The 20,215-nt window shown below is 70.0% G+C and carries 22 protein-coding genes; 16 read left to right on the top strand and 6 right to left on the bottom strand.

Annotated elements, in window-relative coordinates; all coding sequences use genetic code 11:
- The first annotated feature begins 23 nt into the window (after positions 1-23).
- The 5 genes from atpA (at position 24) to AB0N07_RS27840 (ending at position 5,088) form a co-directional block, all read left to right on the top strand.
- Positions 24-1,613, top strand: a complete 1,590-nt coding sequence (gene atpA / locus AB0N07_RS27860) for a F0F1 ATP synthase subunit alpha (protein ID WP_365839591.1) — start codon at positions 24-26, stop codon at positions 1,611-1,613.
- A gap of 21 nt (positions 1,614-1,634) precedes the next feature.
- Positions 1,635-2,552, top strand: coding sequence for a F0F1 ATP synthase subunit gamma (locus AB0N07_RS27855; protein WP_365839590.1), 918 nt, complete (start codon positions 1,635-1,637; stop codon positions 2,550-2,552).
- Positions 2,552-3,988, top strand: a complete 1,437-nt coding sequence (atpD, locus tag AB0N07_RS27850; RefSeq protein WP_365839588.1) for a F0F1 ATP synthase subunit beta — start codon at positions 2,552-2,554, stop codon at positions 3,986-3,988. Before AB0N07_RS27855 ends, atpD begins: the two co-directional genes overlap by 1 nt.
- A gap of 133 nt (positions 3,989-4,121) precedes the next feature.
- Positions 4,122-4,499 carry a F0F1 ATP synthase subunit epsilon gene (locus AB0N07_RS27845; protein ID WP_030929143.1) on the top strand — a complete coding sequence of 126 codons (378 nt, stop codon included), beginning with the start codon at positions 4,122-4,124 and terminating at the stop codon, positions 4,497-4,499.
- A gap of 142 nt (positions 4,500-4,641) precedes the next feature.
- Positions 4,642-5,088: a DUF2550 domain-containing protein gene (locus AB0N07_RS27840; protein ID WP_232652304.1), complete on the top strand. Its 447-nt coding sequence runs from the start codon at positions 4,642-4,644 to the stop codon at positions 5,086-5,088.
- 62 nt (positions 5,089-5,150) lie between these two features.
- Here the strand turns inward: AB0N07_RS27840 and AB0N07_RS27835 are convergent, their stop codons facing one another.
- From AB0N07_RS27835 to AB0N07_RS27825, 3 genes are all read right to left on the bottom strand, one after another.
- On the bottom strand, positions 5,151-6,971 hold the full coding sequence (locus tag AB0N07_RS27835; RefSeq protein ID WP_365839585.1) for a glycoside hydrolase family 18 chitinase: 1,821 nt from the start codon (positions 6,969-6,971) through the stop codon (positions 5,151-5,153).
- Positions 6,972-7,090: 119 nt separating this feature from the next.
- Complete coding sequence (locus tag AB0N07_RS27830) at positions 7,091-7,741, bottom strand: response regulator transcription factor (RefSeq protein WP_365839583.1); 651 nt, start codon at positions 7,739-7,741, stop codon at positions 7,091-7,093.
- Positions 7,738-8,904 carry a histidine kinase gene (locus AB0N07_RS27825; protein WP_365839581.1) on the bottom strand — a complete coding sequence of 389 codons (1,167 nt, stop codon included), beginning with the start codon at positions 8,902-8,904 and terminating at the stop codon, positions 7,738-7,740. The genes AB0N07_RS27830 and AB0N07_RS27825 overlap by 4 nt, the downstream gene beginning before the upstream one ends.
- A gap of 151 nt (positions 8,905-9,055) precedes the next feature.
- On the opposite strand from AB0N07_RS27825, the gene AB0N07_RS27820 reads away from it, so the two are divergent.
- The 7 genes from AB0N07_RS27820 to AB0N07_RS27790 are packed head-to-tail and all read left to right on the top strand — an operon-like array spanning position 9,056 to position 13,069.
- Positions 9,056-9,619, top strand: a complete 564-nt coding sequence (locus AB0N07_RS27820) for a hypothetical protein (protein WP_365839579.1) — start codon at positions 9,056-9,058, stop codon at positions 9,617-9,619.
- Positions 9,620-9,653: 34 nt separating this feature from the next.
- Positions 9,654-9,935: a type II toxin-antitoxin system Phd/YefM family antitoxin gene (locus AB0N07_RS27815; RefSeq protein WP_365839577.1), complete on the top strand. Its 282-nt coding sequence runs from the start codon at positions 9,654-9,656 to the stop codon at positions 9,933-9,935.
- Entirely contained in the window at positions 9,932-10,201 is a 270-nt protein-coding gene (locus tag AB0N07_RS27810) for a type II toxin-antitoxin system RelE/ParE family toxin (RefSeq protein ID WP_365839575.1), read from the top strand. The genes AB0N07_RS27815 and AB0N07_RS27810 overlap by 4 nt, the downstream gene beginning before the upstream one ends.
- Before the next feature lie 54 nt (positions 10,202-10,255).
- A complete protein-coding gene (locus AB0N07_RS27805) occupies positions 10,256-10,951 on the top strand; it encodes a response regulator transcription factor (RefSeq protein WP_365839573.1) in 696 nt (231 codons plus the stop codon).
- The gene (locus AB0N07_RS27800; RefSeq protein WP_365839572.1) at positions 10,948-12,411 is read left to right on the top strand and encodes a HAMP domain-containing sensor histidine kinase; all 1,464 of its coding nucleotides are present in this window, start codon (positions 10,948-10,950) and stop codon (positions 12,409-12,411) included. Before AB0N07_RS27805 ends, AB0N07_RS27800 begins: the two co-directional genes overlap by 4 nt.
- 53 nt (positions 12,412-12,464) lie before the next feature.
- The gene (locus tag AB0N07_RS27795) at positions 12,465-12,872 is read left to right on the top strand and encodes a hypothetical protein (RefSeq protein ID WP_365839570.1); all 408 of its coding nucleotides are present in this window, start codon (positions 12,465-12,467) and stop codon (positions 12,870-12,872) included.
- Positions 12,873-12,883: 11 nt separating this feature from the next.
- Positions 12,884-13,069 (top strand): hypothetical protein, encoded by a 186-nt coding sequence (locus AB0N07_RS27790; RefSeq protein WP_365839568.1) that lies wholly within the window; start codon positions 12,884-12,886, stop codon positions 13,067-13,069.
- Here AB0N07_RS27790 and AB0N07_RS27785 read toward each other — a convergent pair.
- From AB0N07_RS27785 to AB0N07_RS27775, 3 genes are read right to left on the bottom strand one after another with little or no spacing between them, the layout of a single operon-like run.
- The gene (locus AB0N07_RS27785) at positions 13,066-13,653 is read right to left on the bottom strand and encodes a cob(I)yrinic acid a,c-diamide adenosyltransferase (RefSeq protein WP_365839566.1); all 588 of its coding nucleotides are present in this window, start codon (positions 13,651-13,653) and stop codon (positions 13,066-13,068) included. The two genes, AB0N07_RS27790 and AB0N07_RS27785, sit on opposite strands and share 4 nt — an antisense overlap.
- 13 nt (positions 13,654-13,666) lie before the next feature.
- The gene (locus AB0N07_RS27780) at positions 13,667-14,416 is read right to left on the bottom strand and encodes an ABC transporter permease (protein ID WP_365839564.1); all 750 of its coding nucleotides are present in this window, start codon (positions 14,414-14,416) and stop codon (positions 13,667-13,669) included.
- A gap of 7 nt (positions 14,417-14,423) precedes the next feature.
- Complete coding sequence (locus AB0N07_RS27775; RefSeq protein ID WP_365839562.1) at positions 14,424-15,242, bottom strand: ATP-binding cassette domain-containing protein; 819 nt, start codon at positions 15,240-15,242, stop codon at positions 14,424-14,426.
- Between the two features lie 81 nt (positions 15,243-15,323).
- Between AB0N07_RS27775 and AB0N07_RS27770 the strand changes: the two genes are divergently transcribed.
- The 4 genes from AB0N07_RS27770 (at position 15,324) to AB0N07_RS27755 (ending at position 20,165) form a co-directional block, all read left to right on the top strand.
- Entirely contained in the window at positions 15,324-15,965 is a 642-nt protein-coding gene (locus AB0N07_RS27770; RefSeq protein WP_365839560.1) for a TetR/AcrR family transcriptional regulator, read from the top strand.
- Positions 15,966-16,103: 138 nt separating this feature from the next.
- Positions 16,104-16,952, top strand: a complete 849-nt coding sequence (locus AB0N07_RS27765) for a 3-hydroxyacyl-CoA dehydrogenase family protein (protein WP_099931324.1) — start codon at positions 16,104-16,106, stop codon at positions 16,950-16,952.
- A gap of 169 nt (positions 16,953-17,121) precedes the next feature.
- On the top strand, positions 17,122-17,445 hold the full coding sequence (locus AB0N07_RS27760; RefSeq protein WP_016438220.1) for an STAS domain-containing protein: 324 nt from the start codon (positions 17,122-17,124) through the stop codon (positions 17,443-17,445).
- 206 nt (positions 17,446-17,651) lie between these two features.
- On the top strand, positions 17,652-20,165 hold the full coding sequence (locus AB0N07_RS27755) for an ATP-binding protein (protein ID WP_365839557.1): 2,514 nt from the start codon (positions 17,652-17,654) through the stop codon (positions 20,163-20,165).
- Positions 20,166-20,215: the final 50 nt, after the last annotated feature.

Raw genomic sequence — 20,215 nt, 5'->3', positions numbered from 1 at the left:
AACAAGGAGAGCAGGGAACCCAGATGGCGGAGCTCACGATCCGGCCGGAGGAGATCCGGGACGCGCTGGAGAACTTCGTCCAGTCGTACAAGCCGGACGCGGCCTCGCGCGAGGAGGTCGGTACGGTCACCCTTGCCGGCGACGGCATCGCGAAGGTCGAGGGTCTGCCCTCGGCCATGGCCAACGAACTGCTGAAGTTCGAGGACGGCACCCTCGGCCTCGCCCTCAACCTCGAGGAGCGCGAGATCGGTGCCATCGTGCTCGGCGAGTTCGCCGGCATCGAGGAGGGCCAGCCGGTCACCCGCACCGGTGAGGTCCTGTCCGTCGCCGTCGGCGAGGGCTACCTCGGCCGCGTCGTCGACCCGCTCGGCAACCCGATCGACGGCCTCGGCGAGATCGAGACGTCCGGTCGCCGCGCCCTCGAGCTGCAGGCCCCCACGGTCATGCAGCGCAAGTCGGTGCACGAGCCGATGGAGACCGGCTACAAGGCCGTCGACGCGATGACCCCCGTCGGCCGCGGTCAGCGTCAGCTGATCATCGGTGACCGCCAGACCGGCAAGACCGCCCTGGCCGTCGACACGATCATCAACCAGCGCGACAACTGGCGCTCGGGCGACCCGAAGAAGCAGGTCCGCTGCATCTACGTCGCCATCGGCCAGAAGGGCTCCACCATCGCGTCGGTCCGCCGTGCGCTGGAGGAGAACGGCGCGCTGGAGTACACGACCATCGTCGCCGCCCCCGCGTCCGACCCGGCCGGCTTCAAGTACCTTGCGCCGTACACCGGTTCGGCCATCGGTCAGCAGTGGATGTACGAGGGCAAGCACGTCCTGATCATCTTCGACGACCTGTCGAAGCAGGCCGACGCCTACCGCGCCGTGTCGCTGCTGCTGCGCCGCCCGCCGGGCCGTGAGGCCTACCCGGGTGACGTCTTCTACCTGCACTCCCGTCTGCTGGAGCGCTGCGCGAAGCTCTCCGACGAGATGGGCGCCGGCTCGATGACGGGTCTGCCGATCGTCGAGACCAAGGCCAACGACGTCTCGGCGTTCATCCCGACCAACGTCATCTCCATCACCGACGGCCAGTGCTTCCTGGAGTCGGACCTGTTCAACGCCGGTCAGCGCCCCGCGCTGAACGTCGGTATCTCCGTCTCCCGAGTCGGTGGTTCCGCCCAGCACAAGGCGATGAAGCAGGTCGCCGGCCGCCTCCGTGTGGACCTCGCCCAGTTCCGTGAGCTGGAGGCGTTCGCCGCCTTCGGTTCCGACCTGGACGCCGCGTCGAAGGCGCAGCTGGAGCGCGGTCAGCGCATGGTCGAGCTGCTGAAGCAGGCGCAGTACGAGCCGATGTCCACCGAGAACCAGGTCGTCTCCGTCTGGGCCGGCACCACCGGCAAGATGGACGACGTCCCGGTGGCCGACATCCGCCGCTTCGAGAAGGAGCTCCTGGACTACCTGCACCGCAAGGAGCAGGGCCTCATGACCTCCATCCGCGAGGGCGGCAAGATGTCGGACGACACCCTCACCGCTGTTGCCGACGCGATCGCCGAGTTCAAGAAGCAGTTCGAGACCTCGGACGGCAAGCTTCTCGGCGAGGACGCCCCGGCCGCCGCCAAGTGACGTAAGGAAGGGACCTGACTCATGGGAGCCCAGCTCCGGGTCTACAAGCGTCGCATCCGATCCGTCACCGCGACCAAGAAGATCACCAAGGCGATGGAGATGATCGCCGCCTCGCGCGTCGTCAAGGCGCAGCGCAAGGTGGCGGCCTCCACGCCGTACGCGAAAGAACTGACGCGTGCGGTCACGGCGGTCGGTACCGGCTCGAACACCAAGCACCCGCTGACCACCCAGGCCGAGACGGTCACGCGGTCCGCGGTGCTGCTCCTCACGAGCGACCGTGGTCTCGCCGGTGCCTTCAACTCCAACGCCATCAAGGCGGCGGAGCAGCTGACCGCGCGGCTGGAGGGGGAGGGCAAGGAGGTCGACATCTACATCGTCGGCCGCCGTGGCCTCGCCCACTACAACTTCCGTGAGCGCAAGGTCACGGAGTCGTGGACCGGATTCACCGACGAGCCGACGTACGCGGACGCCAAGAAGGTCGCGGCGCCGCTGATCGAGGCCATCGAGACCGAGACGGCCGAGGGCGGCGTGGATGAACTCCACATCGTCTTCACCGAGTTCGTGTCGATGATGACGCAGACGGCGCTCGACGACCGTCTGCTGCCGCTCAGCCTCGAAGAGGTGGCGAAGGAAGCAGCCCCCCAGGGCGAGATCCTCCCGCTGTACGACTTCGAGCCCTCGGCGGAGGACGTCCTCGACGCCCTGCTGCCGCGCTACGTGGAGAGCCGTATCTACAACGCGCTCCTCCAGTCGGCCGCTTCGAAGCACGCCGCCACGCGGCGCGCGATGAAGTCGGCGACCGACAACGCGGGAGAGCTCATCACCACGCTCTCCCGACTTGCCAACGCGGCCCGCCAGGCCGAAATCACCCAGGAAATCAGCGAGATCGTCGGTGGCTCCGCAGCCCTGGCCGACGCGACCGCGGGGAGTGACCGCTAATGACCACCACTGTTGAGACCGCGACGGCCACGGGCCGCGTCGCCCGGGTCATCGGCCCGGTCGTCGACGTGGAGTTCCCCGTCGACGCGATGCCGGAGATCTACAACGCGCTTCACGTCGAGGTGGCCGACCCGGCCAACGCCGGCGAGAAGAAGACGCTGACCCTGGAGGTCGCCCAGCACCTGGGTGACGGCCTGGTCCGCACCATCTCCATGCAGCCCACCGACGGTCTGGTCCGCCAGGCCGCGGTCACCGACACCGGCAACTCCATCACGGTGCCGGTCGGCGACTTCACCAAGGGCAAGGTGTTCAACACCCTCGGTGAGGTGCTGAACGTCGACGAGAAGTACGAGGGCGAGCGCTGGGGCATCCACCGCAAGGCCCCGAACTTCGACGAGCTCGAGTCGAAGACCGAGATGTTCGAGACCGGCGTCAAGGTCATCGACCTGCTGACCCCGTACGTCAAGGGCGGCAAGATCGGTCTGTTCGGCGGCGCCGGCGTCGGCAAGACGGTGCTCATCCAGGAGATGATCTACCGCGTCGCCAACAACCACGACGGTGTCTCCGTGTTCGCCGGTGTCGGCGAGCGCACCCGTGAGGGCAACGACCTCATCGAGGAGATGTCCGACTCGGGCGTCATCGACAAGACCGCGCTGGTCTTCGGTCAGATGGACGAGCCCCCGGGCACCCGTCTGCGCGTGGCCCTCGCGGGTCTGACCATGGCGGAGTACTTCCGCGATGTGCAGAAGCAGGACGTGCTGTTCTTCATCGACAACATCTTCCGCTTCACGCAGGCCGGTTCCGAGGTCTCCACGCTGCTCGGCCGTATGCCCTCCGCGGTGGGCTACCAGCCGAACCTGGCCGACGAGATGGGTCTCCTCCAGGAGCGCATCACCTCGACCCGTGGTCACTCGATCACCTCGATGCAGGCGATCTACGTCCCCGCGGACGACCTGACCGACCCGGCCCCGGCCACCACCTTCGCCCACCTCGACGCGACGACGGTTCTGTCCCGTCCGATCTCGGAGAAGGGCATCTACCCGGCCGTGGACCCGCTGGACTCCACGTCCCGCATCCTGGACCCGCGGTACATCGCGCAGGACCACTACGACGCCGCCATGCGCGTCAAGACGATCCTGCAGAAGTACAAGGACCTCCAGGACATCATCGCGATCCTCGGTATCGACGAGCTCGGCGAGGAGGACAAGCTCGTCGTCCACCGTGCCCGTCGCGTGGAGCGCTTCCTGTCCCAGAACACCCACGTCGCCAAGCAGTTCACCGGCGTCGACGGGTCGGACGTCCCGCTGGACGAGTCGATCGCGGCCTTCAACGCGATCTGCGACGGCGAGTACGACCACTTCCCGGAGCAGGCGTTCTTCATGTGCGGTGGCATCGAGGACCTCAAGGCCAACGCCAAGGAGCTGGGCGTCTCCTGAACTCCCTGAGTTCGAACTGAGCCCTACGGCTCATGTGTGAGGGGGCGGGGTACGTCCCGCCCCCTCTTTCACGCCCATTAGACTTGTAACCAACACCCGGCCGAACCGCCGGGTGGTGACCCGAGGAGCCACCTTGGCTGCTGAGCTGCACGTCGCGCTGGTCGCGGCCGACCGAGAGGTCTGGTCCGGCGAGGCCACCCTGGTCGTCGCGCGCACCACGTCCGGCGACATCGGCGTCATGCCCGGTCACCAGCCGCTGCTCGGTGTGCTGGAGTCGGGCCCGGTGACCATCCGTACGAGTGATGGTGGAACGGTCGTCGCCGCGGTGCACGGCGGTTTCATCTCGTTCGCGGACAACAAGCTGTCGCTGCTGGCCGAGATCGCCGAGTTGTCGGACGAGATCGATGTCCAGCGTGTGGAGCGAGAGCTGGAGCGCGCGAAGGCGGAGGGCGATGCCTCTGCCGAGCGTCGCGCGGACGTACGACTGCGTGCGGCGACGGCGACCCGCTGAAGCCACACACCATGTGAAGACGTCACTCAGCCGCGGCCGGCACCGGAGCAATCCGGAGCCGACCGCGGCTGAGGCAGATATATGGGTTTTTTCCGTTCCGTTACCTATTTTCGGTACCTAGGAGACGAGGAGGTCGGTGTCGATGGTCCTCGCTCTGACTGTGTGCGGAGTCGTGGTCGCCCTTGTGGTGCTGGGGCTGTTCGTCTTCGGCCTGCGCCGCAGACTGATCCAGCGCTCGGGCGGCACCTTCGACTGCAGCCTGCGCTGGGACGTCCCGGAGAAACCCGACACCAGCGGAAAAGGCTGGAGCTACGGAGTCGCCCGCTACAACGGCGACCGCATCGAGTGGTACCGCGTCTTCTCCTACGCCTACCGCCCGCGCCGCGTCCTGGAACGCGCCGCGATCGAGGTCGCCGGCCGCCGCCTCCCCGAGGGCGAGGAGGAGCTGGCGCTGCTCTCCGACGCGGTGATCCTCACCTGTCTGCACCGCGGCACGCGTCTCGAACTCGCGATGAGCGAAGACGCGCTGACCGGTTTCCTCGCGTGGCTGGAGGCAGCCCCGCCTGGACAGCGAGTGAATGTGGCGTAACCGCATTCACTCTCCCCCAGACGAAGTGAAGTCCGGAGGAGAGTGAACGGGGTTTGACGGCCTTACAGGTTGTTGCTGATGGCGCTCACGAGTTCACCATTGCTGGTGTCGCCGCTGAACTCCCAGAAGAACGCGCCGCCGAGACCCTGGGACTTGGCCCAGCTCATCTTTCCGGCGATGGTCGACGGGGTGTCGTACGACCACCAGTTGCTGCCGCAGTGCGCATACGCCGTGCCGGCGACTGTGCCGGTGGTCGGGCAGGACGTCTTGAGCACCTTGTAGTCCTCGATGCCCTGCTCGTAGGTGCCCGCGGCCGGGCCCGTCGCGGTACCGCCGGGGGCGTCCTGTGTCACGCCGGTCCAGCCGCGCCCGTAGAAACCGATGCCGATCAGCAGCTTGCTCGCGGGGACGCCGACCGCCTTGTACTTGGCCATCGCGTCGGCCGTGGTGAACCCGGCCTTCGGGATGCCGCTGTACGAGGTGAGCGGGGAGTGCGGGGCGGTGGGGCCCTGGGCGTCCCAGGCACCGAAGAAGTCGTACGTCATCACGTTGTACCAGTTGACGTACTGGGCGGCGCCCGCGTAGTCGGCGGCCTCGATCTTGCCGCCGGCGGAGCCGTCCGCGGTGACCGCGGCCGTGACGAGAGCGCTTGAGCCGAACTTGGCGCGCAGCGCGGACATCACGTTCTTGAACGCTGCCGCGCCGCTGGTGTCGCAGGACAGGCCGCAGGCGTTCGGGTACTCCCAGTCGATGTCGATGCCGTCGAAGACATCGGCCCAGCGCGGGTCCTTGACCAGGTTGTAGCAGGAGTTCGCGAAGGCGGTCGGGTCGGCCGCCGCCTGTCCGAAGCCGCCGGACCAGGTCCAGCCGCCGAAGGACCACAGCACCTTGATGTTCGGGTACTTGGCCTTCAGCTCGCGCAGCTGGTTGAAGTTGCCGCGCAGCGGCTGGTCCCAGGTGTCGGCCACACCGCTCACCGACTGGTCGGCCGTGAAGGCCTTGTCGTAGTCGGCGTAGGAGTCGCCGATCGCGCACTGGCCGCCCGTCACGTTGCCGAAGGCGTAGTTGATGTGCGTGATCTTCGACGCGGAGCCCGACGTCACCAGGTTCTTGACGTTGTAGTTGCGGCCGTAGATGCCCCACTCGGTGAAGTAGCCGAGCTTGACCGCGGAGCCGGAGGTCGGGGGAGTGGTCGTGCCGCCCGTGGTGTGCACGGCGACCGAGCCGCTGACCGGGCCGGTCTGGTCGGCGGTGTCACGGGCCTGGACGGTGTACGAGTAGTCGGAGCCGGCGGTCAGGCCGGTGTCCGTGTACGAGGTCGTGGTGACGGTCGAGACGACCTTGCCGTCGCGCAGGACGTCGTAGTTCTTGATGCCCTTGTCGTCGGTGGCCGCGCTCCAGGACAGTTTCACGGAGGTGTCGGTGACGGAGGAGGCGGTGGGGGTGCCCGGCGCGGAGGGTGCCGCGTCACCGGGGACCGTGGTGCCGTCGCAGCTGTCGCCGTTCAGCTTGCAGTTGGAGGGCGAGCCGGAGCCCGCTCCGTTGAAGCCGAAGGAGACGGAGGCGCCCGGGGCTATGGAGCCGTTGTAGGACTTGTTCTTGGCGGTCCAGTGGGTGCCGGAGGACGTGACGTCCGCGTCCCAGGCAGAGGTGACGGACGTACCGGAGGGGAAGTCCCACTCGACCGTCCAGGAGCTGATGGCCGTGGTGCCGGTGTTCTTCACCGTCCACTTGCCCTCGAAGCCGGTGCCCCAGTCCTGGGTCTTGGTGTAGGTCGCCGTCGCGGTGGTCGCGGCCTGGGCGGAGCCTGCGAGGCCGACGAGACAGGCCAGCGGCAGCAACAGGGTCGCGAAGCCTGCCGCGGCTCTGTGTCCGAAGCGCATGGTGCGCCTCCTATGGGGAGTTGGGGGGCGTGACTGAGCCTTCACGCCCACAGTGCCGCGAGAATAGAAAGGTCTGGACCATAGGTCAATAGGTCTGGACCACTCTGGCGCGGCCTGTGCTAGATCCCCAACTCCTGTGCCAGTACGGCCGCTTGGACCCTGCTGCGCAGCTCCAGCTTCCCGAGGAGGCGGCTGACGTGCGTCTTCGCCGTCGCCTCCGCCATGTCGAGGCGGGCCGCGATGGCGGCGTTGGACAGGCCCTCGCCGAGGCAGGACAGCACCTCGCGTTCGCGGCGGGTGAGGCTGTCGAGCACGGCGGGATCGGCCGTCGGCTCGCGTACGGACGTGGTGGCGAACTCGGCGATCAGGCGGCGGGTGACGGCCGGTGCGATCAGGCCCTCTCCGCGGGCCACGGTCCGTACCGCCTCCAGCAGGTCCTTCGCCTCGGTGTTCTTGAGCAGGAACCCGGCGGCACCGGCGCGCAGCGCCCCGAAGACGTACTCGTCGAGGTCGAAGGTGGTGAGGACGAGGACGTCGGCCGACCCCTCCCCGACGACCTGACGGGTCGCCGACACTCCGTCCAGGCGCGGCATCTGGACGTCCATCAGTACGAGATCCGGCCGCAACTCCCGTGCCAGCGCCACCGCCTGCTCGCCGTCCGCCGCCTCCCCGACCACCTCGATGTCGGGTGCGCTGCCCAGGATCAGGACGAGTCCGGCGCGGACGGCGGACTGGTCCTCGGCGACGAGGACCCTGATGGACCGGCTCATTCGGAACCTCCTTCGGTCAGGGGGAGCGTGGCGCGTACGGCCCAGAAGCCGCCGTCGGGTCCGGCCTCGAAGGTGCCGCCCAGCAGCGCCGCCCGCTCCCGCATGCCGACCAGTCCGGCGCCGGAGCCGGGTGCGCGCGGGCCGTCCCGGTGGCCGTAGGGGCTGGTCACACGGACGTCGAGCACGCTGTCCTGCTGGACGAGGGCGACGGTGACGCGGCCCGGGCAGGCGTGCTTGAGGGCGTTGGTCAGGGACTCCTGGACGATGCGGTAGGCGGCGAGTTCGACCGGTGCGGGTACCGTGCCGTGGTCGGTGTCGAGGGTGATGTCGAGGCCGTTGGCGCGGGCGCCGTCGACGAGAGCGGTGAGGCCGTCGAGGGTCGGGACCGCGCTCGGCTCACCGTCGTCGTCGCGCAGGATGCCGATCAGGCGCCGCATCTCCGCGAGCCCTTCGACGCTGTTCTCGCGGATGACGGAGAGGGCCTCCCTCGATGTGCCGGGATCGTCGATGGACAGTGCGGCCGTGGAGTGGATGGCTATCGCGGAGAGGTGGTTGGCGACCATGTCGTGCAACTCCCGTGCCATCCGGGCCCGTTCGGCGGCGACTGCCTGGCTGCGGTCCATCTCGGCGAGCAGCGCGGTCTGTTCGGCGCGCAGCCGCTCGGCGTCGGCGGCGTCACGGTGGTCGCGCACGACCCAGCCCGTCGCTGCGGGCGCCACAGTGACGAGCGCGACGCCGACCCCGATGAGCAGGGCCTGCGGTACGCGCCAGGCCACGTACGGGACGACCGTCCCGATCACCGTGAGCAGGCCGGTGATCCAGACGATGCGGCGGGCGGAGGCGCGTGTGCCGTACAGGACGGCCGCATAGACGAGGTCCGTGAACATGACGATGGTGGCGAGGTTGCCGCGGGTCACCAGGTCCGCGGTGATCGCGACCGTGCCGACGAGCAGGGCGGTGCGCGGGCGGGTGCGGCGCAGGAGCTCGCAGGCAGTGGTGACGACGAGCGGCACGAGGACCGCCCAGCGGGCGTCGACCACGGTGATCGGGTCGTTCGCCGTCCGGCTGTAGAGGCCGATGGCCCACAGCAACAGCCCACCGCCCAGTCCGCTCACGGCGATGAGTACGTCGTCACGGTGCGGGCGGGTGAGTCGTGCGGCCATGGCTCCATCCAACACGGCCCGCGCACCGCGCGCGTGCTTCCGGGGGAGGGTCCCGAACTGCATCTTTCGATGTACCACGACCTCGTCACCGCCGACGACGAAAGCGCCCGCACCGACCGGAAGCCTGGAAGGACGAGGGAAGGGGTGTGTCGTGGTCGTCGGATTGATCATCGCCTGCGAGGTCGGCTTCTGGGTGCTGCTGGCGGCCGGGCTCGCCGTCCGCTACCTGCTCAAGTGGCGCCGCACCAGCGTGGCTCTGCTGCTGTGCGAGCCGCTGCTGGAGGTCGTGCTGTTCGTGGTGACGGCCGTCGACCTGAAGAACGGCGCGAAACCGAGCTGGGGACACGGCCTGGCCGCCCTCTACATCGGCTTCACCATCGCCTACGGGCGCTACACGATCCGCCGGCTCGACGGCCACGCCGCCCATCGCCTGGCCGGGGCACCGAAACCCGTGGGCCCGCCCCGCTACGGCCTCGCCCGGGCCCGCCACGAGGGCCGTCTCTGGCTGCGCACCCTCCTCGCGGCGACCATCGCCTGCGCCCTCCTCCAGTGGGCGATCTGGTACGTCGGCGACGGCGACACCTCGTCGCTGCGCGCCTTCCAGTGGGCGGCGCTGCGGACCCTCGGCATCCACGGGATCGTCGCGTTGACGTACCTGATCTGGCCGAAGAAGCAGCCGGCGACCGCTGTCGTGCGCCGGGACGAGAGTTTGTGAGCCTGTGTACACGGATGCGGGTACACTCTCGGCCATGGACGACTCCGTATCCGTATCCGTTCGCGAAGCCCGGGCCAATCTGGCGCGGCTCCTCGACCACGCGGAAGAGGGCGAGCCCACCGTCATCACGCGCGGCGGCACGCCGGTGGCCGCGATCGTGCCCATAGAGGAGTACAACGCGCTGGAGGAGGCGGCGGACGAGTTGCTTGCGCGCAAGGCGTTGCAGACCCTCGCCGAAGAGGGCGAAGCGCCGCGCGCCACACTGGCCGACGTGATCGCGGACATCTTCGGCACGTCCAAGCCGGACGTCGCGTGAAGTACGCCTTCGAGTTCACCGCTGCCGCGCGCCGACAGCTCAATGCCGTTGACCAGACGACCGCCCTGCGCATCCTCCATGCGCTCAGCCGCCTCGGCGACGACCCGTACCGCGAGGACGCGGACGTGAAGAAGCTGTCGGGCCATGACGACCTGTACCGACTGAGTGTGGGCTCGTACCGGATCGCCTACATGATCGACGACGGCAGGCTCGTCATCCTCGTGGTCGAGGTCGGCCACCGCCGGGAGATCTACCGACGCCTCTGAGACACCATCCCCGATGAGAGTCGTACCCTGACCGGACGCTGAGGGGAGGGACGGATGAGCGAGACGGGCAGCCCCGGTGCGGTGCTGGTCGTGGACGACGACCCGGCCATCCGGCGTTCGCTGGAGCGCGGGCTGCGGCTGAGCGGGTTTCGGGTGCGGACGGCGGACGGCGGTCGTGAGGCGCTGGCGGCGATCGAGGAGACGCCGCCGGACGTCCTCGTCCTCGATGTGTCGATGCCCGGCATGAGCGGCATCGAGGTGTGCGAACGGCTCCGCCACGACGGCCAGGACCTCCCCGTGCTCATGCTGTCGGCCCTCGACGAGACCGCCGACCGTATCGCCGGGCTCCAGGCGGGCGGCGACGACTACCTGGTCAAGCCGTTCGCGCTGCAGGAACTCGTGCTGCGGCTGCGCGCGTTGCTGCGCCGCCGTCCGCCCGTGGGGGAGGTGCTGCGGGTCGCCGGTCTGGTGATCGACCCGGGCGCCCGCACCGCCGAACGGGACGGACGGCCACTGGAGCTGACCCGCCGCGAGTTCGAGCTGCTGGAGGTGCTCGCCCGCAACGCCGGGCTCGTCCTCACCCGCGACCAGCTCCTGGAACGGGTGTGGGGCTACGACTTCGACGTGCGCACCGACGCCGTCGACACCTTCGTCAGCTATCTGCGGCGCAAGCTGGAGGCGGACGGCCGGCCCAGGCTCGTCCACACCGTGCGCGGGGTGGGGTTCGTGCTGCGGGAAGAGTCGCCATGAGGCTCTCCACCCGGATCGGGCTCGCCGTCGGGGTCACCGTGCCGCTCCTCGTGCTCGCCTCCGGCTGGCTGCTCCTCCAGCTGGTCAAGCACGATCTGCACAGTGCCGAGGACAGCCATCTGCGGGCGCGCGCCGTGGCCGTTGCCCCGGACGCGCGCGCCCTGCTGCGGGCCAGCGCGGCCGGCCGGCCCAAGGCCGCCGACAACAAGGAGCGGCTCCTCTACAGCGCGGCCCTCGACGTCGGCGTACGCGTCCTCGGACCGGACGCCACCTTCAGCGGCGGGCCGCAGCCGGGCGCCTCGGTGCCGCTGCCCGAGGCGACCAGGGGACCGGTCACCGTCCGGGACGGCGGCACCAGCTGGCGCGCGCTGTCCCGGCCGATCACCACCGCGCGCGGCACGGGCACCCTCTGGGTCTTCTCGCCCAACGCCGCCGACCAGGCCCAACTACGGCTCGTACGGCGCCGGGTGGCGGTCACGACCCTGCTCGCCGCGCCCCTGTCCGGCCTGCTCGCCTGGGGCATCGCCACCGGAGCGACCGGCCCGCTGCGGCGCCTCGGCCGCCGTACCGCCGGACTCGACCCGCGCACCAGCGCCGCCCGGCCGCCCGACGAGCCCACCGGGGTGACCGAGGTCGACGAACTGGCCGCCACCCTGCGCACGGTCCTCGCCCGCTACGACGAGCAGGCCGCCCGCACCGCCGAGGCACTGGACACGGCCCGCTCCTTCTCCGCGGCCGCCTCCCACGAACTGCGCACCCCGCTGATGAGCATGGGCACCAACCTCGACATCCTCGCCGACCACCCGGACCTGCCGGAGCCGGACCGCACGGAGGTCCTGGCCGATCTGCGCGGCGAACACGCCCGTCTGCTGAACCTGCTGGTGATGCTGCGCGAACTCGGCCGCGGCGACCTCGTCGAGGCGGAGGCCTTCCGGACCGTGGACGTCACGGAGACCGCGGACGCGGCGGTCGCCGAGGCCCGGCGCCGCGCCCCGGACGCCCGCATCACGCTGGAGGCGGCGCCCGGGGCCACGGTCCACGGCTGGGAACCAGGCATCCGCCTCCTCCTCGACAACCTGCTGGCCAACGCCCTGGCCCACGGGCGGGACGCGGCCGGGCAGGCCACCGTGACCGTCGGGGTACGGCAGGCGGACGGGCAGATCGTGATCACGGTCGACGACCGGGGCCCGGGCGTACCCGAGCCGACCCGCGCCCGGATCTTCGAGCGCTTCGCCCGCGGCCCCGGCAGCTCGGGCTCCGGACTCGGCCTGACCCTGGTGGCCCAGCAGACGGCCCTGCACCGGGGGAGCGTCACGGTGAAGGACGGTCCGCAGGGCGTCGGTGCCCGCTTCGAGGTACGGCTGCCGTCCACGGGAGCGGCCCCGCCCGCCCGCCGGGACTGGCTGATCGGCACAGCCGGGGCAAACCGGTCACAGAGTTTCCCCAAAGAGCCTTCCTAGCCTCCACGGCAGGCGGACGGACGAAGGGGGCCGTCCGCGGAACGGAGGCTGAGATGCATGTACGACGACACCGGCGCACGCTGCTCGTGGGAGCGGCCGTAGCGGCGATTCTGGCCGGCGGCACGGGAGCGGCCGTGGCCGAGAGCACGCCCTCGCCCGCGTCCAAGGTCACGCCGACCGGGGACGGGGCAAAGGCCCTGTGCAAGCGGGTACCGAAGATCGACCACCGCATCGACCGCGCCCTGAACCGGCTGAACGCCGGCGCCGACAAGCGCGGTTCGATCGCCCGGCTGCAGCAGCGGGTGGACAAGGCCGAGGCGGCCGGTCACAGCGAGATCGCCACGTATCTCCAGGACCGCCTGACCTTCCGCAAGTCCCTGGTGACGACGCTCCAGCAGCGGCAGAAGGACCTGGCCGCTGTGCAGACCTGGTGCAAGGACAACAACGGGGGCGTGAACTGATGCGTGCCGGGGTGACAGCGGCAGCGGTGCTGCTGGTTGTCGGGCTCCTCGCGGGTTGCGCCCGGGGACACGGCTCGGCGGCCACCACGCCGTCCTCGTCCGCCACCCCGTCCGGCTACTCGGAGATGCAGAAGAAGGTGACCGCCGCCGAGTCCGCGGTCGCCCGGGCGGACCAGGACGCGTCCGCGGACCGCTAGCGTTCCCCGCCCGGCACCCACAGCACGTCCCCGACCTCCTTGTTGGCCGTACGGGCCAGGATGAACAGGAGGTCCGACAGGCGGTTCAGGTAGGTCGCGGTGAGGGGGTTCATGCTGCCCTCTTTTCCTTTGGCACCGTGGACCTCCAGGGCCGCCCATGTCGACCGCTCGGCCCGCCGTACGACCGTGCAGGCCTGGTGCAGCAGGGCCGCGCCCGGCGTACCGCCCGGGAGGATGAAGGAGCGCAGCTTCTCCAGCCGCTCGTTGAAGCGGTCGCAGTCCGCCTCCAGTTTGTCGACGTAGAACTGTTCGACACGCAGGGGCGGGAATTCGGGGTTCTCGACGACCGGCGTGGACAGGTCCGCACCCACGTCGAACAGGTCGTTCTGGACGCGGGTGAGGACCTTGACGATCTCCTCCTCGAGACCGCCCAGCGCGATCGCCGTGCCGATCACCGCGTTCGCCTCGTTGGTGTCCGCGTACGCGGAGATCCGCAGATCGGTCTTGGCGACCCGGCTCATGTCGCCGAGAGCGGTGGTGCCCCGGTCGCCGGTCCTGGTGTAGATGCGCGTCAGATTGACCATGTGACCAGCGTAGTTACGCTCCGGCCGTCCGGAACACGCGTGTGCCCACTGTCACGGCGAGCGCCGCGAAACCGAGGGAGACCAGGACGCCGTACAGCATGTGATCCGTCGCGTACGAGCCGACGTATGCGTCCCGCACGGCGTCCACCAGATAGCGGAACGGCATGAAGTGCGAGAGCACGTCCAGCCAGACCGGGGCCAGGGACATCGGCAGCATCAGCCCGGACAGCAGCATCGACGGCATGGTCATGGCGTTGATCAGCGGCCCGAACTCCTGTGGGGTGCGGACCTTCATCGCCAGCGCGTACGACAGCGAGCCGAGCGAGACGGTGAGCAGGGCGACGAACCCGAAGCCGATCAGGATCCCGGCGAGCGGCGCCCGCAGCCCCATGGCCACGGCCGCGACCACCAGCAGCACCGCCTGGAAGACGAACACCGTGGCGTCGCGCAGCACACGGCCCAGCAGGAGCGCGAGGCGGCTGACGGGCGTCACCCGCATCCGCTCGACCACTCCCTGGCCCTGCTCGATGATGATCGAGAACCCCGCGAACGACGCCCCGAACAGACCGAGTTGAAGCAGCAGCCCCGGCACGAGCAGCTGCCAGGAACTGCCCCGCCCGCCGAGCGGCAGCCCCGTCAGCAGCGGTCCGAAGAAAAGGAGATACAGCAGCGGCATCAGCACGCCGAAGAGCAGCGCGAAGCGGGAGCGCAGGGACTGGCGGAGGTAGCGACCGTAGATCAGTGCGGTGTCGTGAAGCAGCATCGGATTCCTATACGGCTACGGGGGCGGCGTCGGCCGATGGGGGTCCCCCCGGTCGAGCTTGTTCGAGACTGGGGGAGGGCCCGCGGCCGGTGATGGCGAGGAACGTGTCCTGGAGGCTCGCGTCGATCGAGCCGCCGTACCGGAGCTTGAGCGCGGTGGGCGTGCCCTCCGCCACGACCACTCCCTTGTCGACGATCACCAGACGGTCGGAGAGGGCCTCGGCCTCGTCGAGGTAATGGGTGGTCAGGAAGACCGTGGTGCCGCGCTCGTCGCGCAGACGGCGGATCAGGTCCCACAGGTCGGCGCGGCTGCCGGGGTCGAGGCCGGTCGTCGGCTCGTCGAGGAAGAGGACCTGCGGGCGGTGGGTGAGGGCCATCGCGATGTCGAGGCGGCGCCGCTGGCCGCCGGAGAGCGCGGACGTCTTGCGGTCGAGGAGTTCGGTGAGGCCCAGGTCGCGGGCCAACTCGGCGGTGCGCGCGATCGCCTGGGGCTTCGTCAGGCGGTAGAGGCGGCCCTGGGTGACGAGTTCCTCCCGCACGCTGATCTGCGCGTCGACCCCGCCCGACTGGGCGACGTAACCGCAGGCCTTCCGTACGCCCGCGGGGTCGGCCGCGAGGTCGTGTCCGGCGACGGTGGCCGCGCCGCCGGTCGGGGCGAGCAGGGTCGTGAGCATGCGCAGGGTGGTTGTCTTGCCGGCGCCGTTCGGGCCGAGGAAACCGAGGATCTCGCCCTCGCGGACGGTGAGGTCGACACCGCGGACGGCCTGAACGGGGCCGCGTTTGGTCTGGAAGGTGCGGGCCAGTCCGGCCGCGCTGATGACTGCCATGCCGTACAGAAAAACAGAGGCTCCCCAATTTTGCAATGACTCCAAGTTTTCAGCGGGCCCAGTGAAAGCTAGGATTCGGACATGGCAGAGGGGCTCAGGGAGCGGAAGAAGCGGCAGACCCGGCAGTACATCTCGGACGTCGCCACGGGGCTGTTCATCGAGCGCGGCTTCGACGCGGTGACGGTCGCGGAGATCGCCGAGGCCGCCGACGTCTCCGTCAACACCGTCTACAACTACTTCCCGGCGAAGGAGGACCTCTTCTTCGACCGCTCCGTCGGCATGGTCGACCGGATGGCCCGCTGGGTCCGGGGTCGCAACAAGGGGGAGTCCGCCGCGGCCGCCGTTCTACGGGAGCTGCGCGAGGAAGTGGAGGCGGTCTCGCCGAGGGTCGGGCTGATTCCGGGGTTCGCCTCCTTCATGCGCGTCGTCGAGAACGCTCCCGCCCTGCGCTCCCGGCTGTGGGCGATCGGGCAGGAGGTTCAGGCCAATCTCGAACAGGTCCTGCGGGAGGACACCGGCGCGGCCGACGACGACCCGATGCCGCATCTGATCGCGGGTCAGCTCGGCTGGGTGCACAGCTGTGTGATGGGGGTCGTCGGCCGTGAGATGGTCAAGGGGCGCAACCCGGGCGAAGTGTCACGAGAGGTACTGGTCCTCCTGGACGACATCGAGGAGCTGTTGGGCGAGAAGGTGCTCAACTACGCCGTCCGAGGCACGGAATGACCCGCCCCGGTGTGATGTCCGTCAGATGAGACGTGACGCGCATTACTTACCGGTCACACAGCACCTCACGAGCGCTAAGGTCCGCCGAAGAGGCAGACATAAACAGTGTGTAAGGCGTTTCAAAGGGGAGTCGCAAACGTGGCACGGAAGCTTGCCGTCATCGGCGCCGGCTTGATGGGTTCCGGCATCGCCCAGGTCTCCGCGCAGGCGGGCTGGGACGTGGTCCTGCGCGACGTCACCGACGAAGCGCTGAAGCGCGGCACCGACGGCATCAAGGCCTCGTACGACAAGTTCGTCAGCAAGGGCAGGCTGGAGGCGCACGACGCCGACGCCGCCCTCGGCCGCATCACCGCGACCACCGACCTGGACGCCGCCGCCGACGCGGACGTCGTCGTCGAGGCCGTCTTCGAGAAACTGGAAGTCAAGCACGAGATCTTCCGCGCGCTCGACAAGATCGTCCGCCCGGACACCGTGCTCGCCTCCAACACCTCCGCGATCCCGATCACCAAGATCGCGGCGGCCACCGAGCACCCCGAGCGGGTCGTCGGCGTCCACTTCTTCTCGCCGGTGCCGATGATGCAGCTCGTCGAACTCGTCCGCGGCTACAAGACGAGCGATGAAGCCCTCGCCACCGCCCGGGAGTTCGCCGAGTCCGTCGGCAAGACCTGCATCGTCGTCAACCGGGACGTCGCCGGTTTCGTGACGACCCGTCTCATCTCCGCCCTCGTCGTCGAGGCGACCAAGCTCTACGAGTCGGGCGTGGCGAGCGCCGAGGACATCGACCTCGCCTGCAAGCTGGGCTTCGGCCACGCGATGGGACCGCTCGCCACGGCGGACCTGACCGGGGTCGACATCCTGCTGCACGCGACCAGCAACATCTACACCGAGTCGCAGGACGAGAAGTTCGCACCGCCGGAGCTGATGCGCCGGATGGTTGACGCCGGTGACATCGGGCGCAAGAGCGGGCAGGGCTTCTACACGTACTGACACATCAGTACGTACAGCCACTGAAACCGCACAGGCCCCGCGGGTATCACCCGCGGGGGTGAATTCGGTATCGGTTCGCTTACAGACGGCAACCTCGTCGCCGCTGAAGCAGTCAGACGTTGCACAGCCACCGTCACGGAGTACGTCACCGCACTCTCGGGGAGCGCATATGTACATCAGGGGCGACCACGCCGAGCTGGTCGTCGGGGGCCGCCTCGACGTCCGCAGCGCGGCGGACGCCCGTACGGTCCTGCACTCGGCCGTCGACGACGGAGCCGGCGACCTGGTGCTGGACCTGTCCGAACTGGACTCCTGGGACGCCACCGGACTCGGGGTGATCATGGGCGTCCACCGGCGGGCCGGCCGCTGCGGCCGGCGCCTGGTGCTGCGCGACGTTCCGCCGCAGATGCAGCGCCTGCTGGTGGCCACCCGGCTGCACCGGATCCTGGCGATCGAGGGCGGCATCGGGGTGGAGTCACTGCCCCGCGTGTGACCCTCCAGAGTGATCCTCACGAGACTGTGACGTCTCGCACGGCCCGGTACCCCGGACTGTCGTAGATACTGAGCGAAGGTTTAGGGTTCGGTCGCCCGCTGCCTGACATCCCTGCAAGCGGGTCCGGACCAGAAGCGACAGCGCGGTGTGCAGCAAGGCCGGGAGGGGCTCGAGGCACACACGACGCTTTTGGGGGGCTTGAACCTATGGACCCGAACACGCGGGGACCCGAGGACTACGGCCATGACGGCGACGGCAGCGCGCCGCGCCAGCGCCCGCCCAGGGACTCCCTGACACCCGACTTCGGCCAGCACTCGCCCGCGCTCGCGCGCACGGTACAGCTTGTCACGGGCGACTACCTGCTCACCGTCAATCCCGTCGACGGCAGCGAAATAGAGGCCTGCCCACCGGGCGAGCGCCCGGGGCGGCCCGAGAAGTTCACGGCGGCCGAGCGCGCCGAGGTGGGCCGCGCGGCCAAGCCGCCCGTCCCGCCGGGACCGGGCCGACCCTCGCTGCATCTCCTGGAACGCCAGGAGGATCGCGAGCGCCTGGTCCGGCTGCTGGCCCGCGGTCGTTCCGTGCGTCTCACCGGCCCCGCGGGCTCCGGCCGCACCGCCCTCCTCGACCTGGTCGCCGAGGACTGCGCGGACCTGGCCCCCGATGGCGTGGTCCGTCTCAGCGGCTTCCACCGCACGGCGAGCGACCTGCTGTACGACCTCTTCTACGCCGTCTACAACGCGCCCCTGCACCGCCCGGAACGCGACGAACTGCTCGAACTGGTCCGGGAGATCGGCGCGGTCGTCGTTCTCGACGACGTCAAGTTCGGCGGCGCGGGTCTCGACGAGCTGCTGGACGCGACGCCCGAGTGCGCCTTCGTGATCGGCGCGACGCCCGAGGTGCCCGCGCCCTCCGCCGACTCCGCCCTTGAAGAGGTCTTCCTCGGCGGTCTGGACCGTGCGGGCGGCGTGGAGCTCATCGAACGCGCCGTCGGCCGGGTGCTGACGGAGGAGGAGGCCAACTGGGCCGGCGACCTCTGGTTCGAGTCCGAGGGCCTGCCGCTGCGCTTCGTCCAGGCCGGCGCCCTGCTGCGCCAGCGCGACCAGCAGCGCGCCGGGACCAGCGCCGTCGAGGCGTTCGGCGTCTTCGAGGACGCGATCCCCGCGGACGCCCCGTTCGACACCTCGCTCGACGCCGAGGACGGCGACGCCGTACCCCTGCCGTCGCTCGGCGAGGCCGCCGCGCCCGCACCGCTGCTGGCCTCGCGGCTCAGCGCCTCGGCGCGCGCCACACTGCGGTTCGCCGTCGCGCTCGGCGGTGAGGTGCCGCACCAGGCGCATCTGCCCGCGCTGGTCGGCGACACCCATGCGGACGCCGCCCTCGGCGAACTGGCCTCCTGCGGACTGGTCTCCGCGGTCGGCTCCCGCTACCGGCTCGCCGCCGGGGTCCTCGCCCAGCTCGAGGCCGCCGGATACGGCGACGGCATCGAGGCGCAGGCCCTGACCGCCGCCCAGCACTACGCCTGGTGGGCGGGACACCCCTCGGTCACCCCGGAGCGGGTGTGCGCCGAGGCCGACGCCCTGCTCGCCGCGCTCGGCGTCCTGGTGCCGGGCACGACCGCCCCGGCCGAGGGCGAGGAGAGCGTCACCGTCCAGCTGGCCCGCACGGCGGCCCCCGCGTTCGCCGCGGGCCTGCACTGGAGCGCCTGGGAGCGGGCGCTGCGGTCCGGTTCCGAGGCCGCCCGCCTTTCGGGCGAGGTGTCCGAACAGGCCTACTTCCACCACGAGTTGGGCGTCCTCGCACTCTGCGGCGGACAGCTCGACCGGGCCCGCGCCGAGCTGGAGTCCTCCATCGGGCTGCGCGGCGCGCTCGCCGACAAGCGCGGCACCGTCGCGGGCCGCCGCGCCCTCGCCCTGGTCTCCGACCGCTCCGGCACCACGCCGGGCCTCGGCTCGACGGCGGGCGAGGAGGTCCCGGACGCGCGCTACGAGGAGTCCCAGTCGCCGCCCGGCGGAGTGCCGGCCGCGTTCCCGGCGGGCCCGCCGCCCTCGTCCGGCGACACCTCGACCATCGTCGTCAACCGGGCCGTGTCCGGCCCGCCGACGAAGAGCCACCGCGGCGGCATCCGCGGTCTCGCCCGGCGCAACCTCGTCGCGGCCGGCGCGGGCGCACTGCTCGCCGCCGTGCTCGGTACGGTCGTGACGCTCGGCGCCACGTCCAACAACGACGCCAACAACCCGTCCGACAACGTCGGCGTCAACCCGTCCGCCGGACAGGGCACCGACGACGGCAGCCTCGGTGCGGACAAACCGAAGAGCGACACCGGCACCGCCACGAGTCGCCCCACGGGCCCGGGCCCCAGCGGCACACCCGGCACCTCGGGCGCCCCGACGCCGTCGTCGAGCACGGGTCAGCCGTCGGACAACCCGAGCGGTACGAAGGGTTCGGGCGGCGCTTCCACGCCTACGAAGCCGACATCGCCGACCCCTACGAAGTCGACATCGCCGACGCCTACGAAGTCGGCGTCCTCGACACCAACGAAGTCGGCGTCCCCTACGCCGAGCGACACGTCTTCGCCGACGCCGACGCAGCCGACGCCACCGTCCACCTCCAACTCGGCCAGCGCGCCGATTACCTCCACCGCCCCGGCCACCAGCACTCCGGCCTCGACGACCAGTTCGGCGAGCACACCGCAGAGCGGCAGCTCCAGCCCGGTGATGTGAGGTCAGTTGCGCACAAGAGGGCCGGGTCCGTCCGACGGACCCGGCCCTCT

The organism is Streptomyces sp. NPDC051172, assembly GCF_040682555.1.
Lineage (GTDB): Bacteria > Actinomycetota > Actinomycetes > Streptomycetales > Streptomycetaceae > Streptomyces.
This window is presented reverse-complemented; position numbering and strand designations above follow the sequence as displayed.

Excerpts from the sequence above, each read along its gene's own strand:
- AB0N07_RS27785 (WP_365839566.1), bottom strand. The coding sequence starts at position 13,653 with ATGGTCAATCTGACGCGCATCTACACCAGGACCGGCGACCGGGGCACC.
- AB0N07_RS27770 (WP_365839560.1), top strand. The coding sequence starts at position 15,324 with ATGGCAGAGGGGCTCAGGGAGCGGAAGAAGCGGCAGACCCGGCAGTAC.
- AB0N07_RS27815 (WP_365839577.1), top strand. The coding sequence starts at position 9,654 with ATGGACGACTCCGTATCCGTATCCGTTCGCGAAGCCCGGGCCAATCTG.
- AB0N07_RS27835 (WP_365839585.1), bottom strand. The coding sequence starts at position 6,971 with ATGCGCTTCGGACACAGAGCCGCGGCAGGCTTCGCGACCCTGTTGCTG.
- AB0N07_RS27775 (WP_365839562.1), bottom strand. The coding sequence starts at position 15,242 with ATGGCAGTCATCAGCGCGGCCGGACTGGCCCGCACCTTCCAGACCAAA.
- AB0N07_RS27830 (WP_365839583.1), bottom strand. The coding sequence starts at position 7,741 with ATGAGCCGGTCCATCAGGGTCCTCGTCGCCGAGGACCAGTCCGCCGTC.
- AB0N07_RS27805 (WP_365839573.1), top strand. The coding sequence starts at position 10,256 with ATGAGCGAGACGGGCAGCCCCGGTGCGGTGCTGGTCGTGGACGACGAC.
- atpD (WP_365839588.1), top strand. The coding sequence starts at position 2,552 with ATGACCACCACTGTTGAGACCGCGACGGCCACGGGCCGCGTCGCCCGG.
- AB0N07_RS27760 (WP_016438220.1), top strand. The coding sequence starts at position 17,122 with ATGTACATCAGGGGCGACCACGCCGAGCTGGTCGTCGGGGGCCGCCTC.
- AB0N07_RS27840 (WP_232652304.1), top strand. The coding sequence starts at position 4,642 with ATGGTCCTCGCTCTGACTGTGTGCGGAGTCGTGGTCGCCCTTGTGGTG.
- AB0N07_RS27800 (WP_365839572.1), top strand. The coding sequence starts at position 10,948 with ATGAGGCTCTCCACCCGGATCGGGCTCGCCGTCGGGGTCACCGTGCCG.
- AB0N07_RS27855 (WP_365839590.1), top strand. The coding sequence starts at position 1,635 with ATGGGAGCCCAGCTCCGGGTCTACAAGCGTCGCATCCGATCCGTCACC.
- AB0N07_RS27795 (WP_365839570.1), top strand. The coding sequence starts at position 12,465 with ATGCATGTACGACGACACCGGCGCACGCTGCTCGTGGGAGCGGCCGTA.
- AB0N07_RS27780 (WP_365839564.1), bottom strand. The coding sequence starts at position 14,416 with ATGCTGCTTCACGACACCGCACTGATCTACGGTCGCTACCTCCGCCAG.
- atpA (WP_365839591.1), top strand. The coding sequence starts at position 24 with ATGGCGGAGCTCACGATCCGGCCGGAGGAGATCCGGGACGCGCTGGAG.
- AB0N07_RS27825 (WP_365839581.1), bottom strand. The coding sequence starts at position 8,904 with ATGGCCGCACGACTCACCCGCCCGCACCGTGACGACGTACTCATCGCC.
- AB0N07_RS27755 (WP_365839557.1), top strand. The coding sequence starts at position 17,652 with ATGGACCCGAACACGCGGGGACCCGAGGACTACGGCCATGACGGCGAC.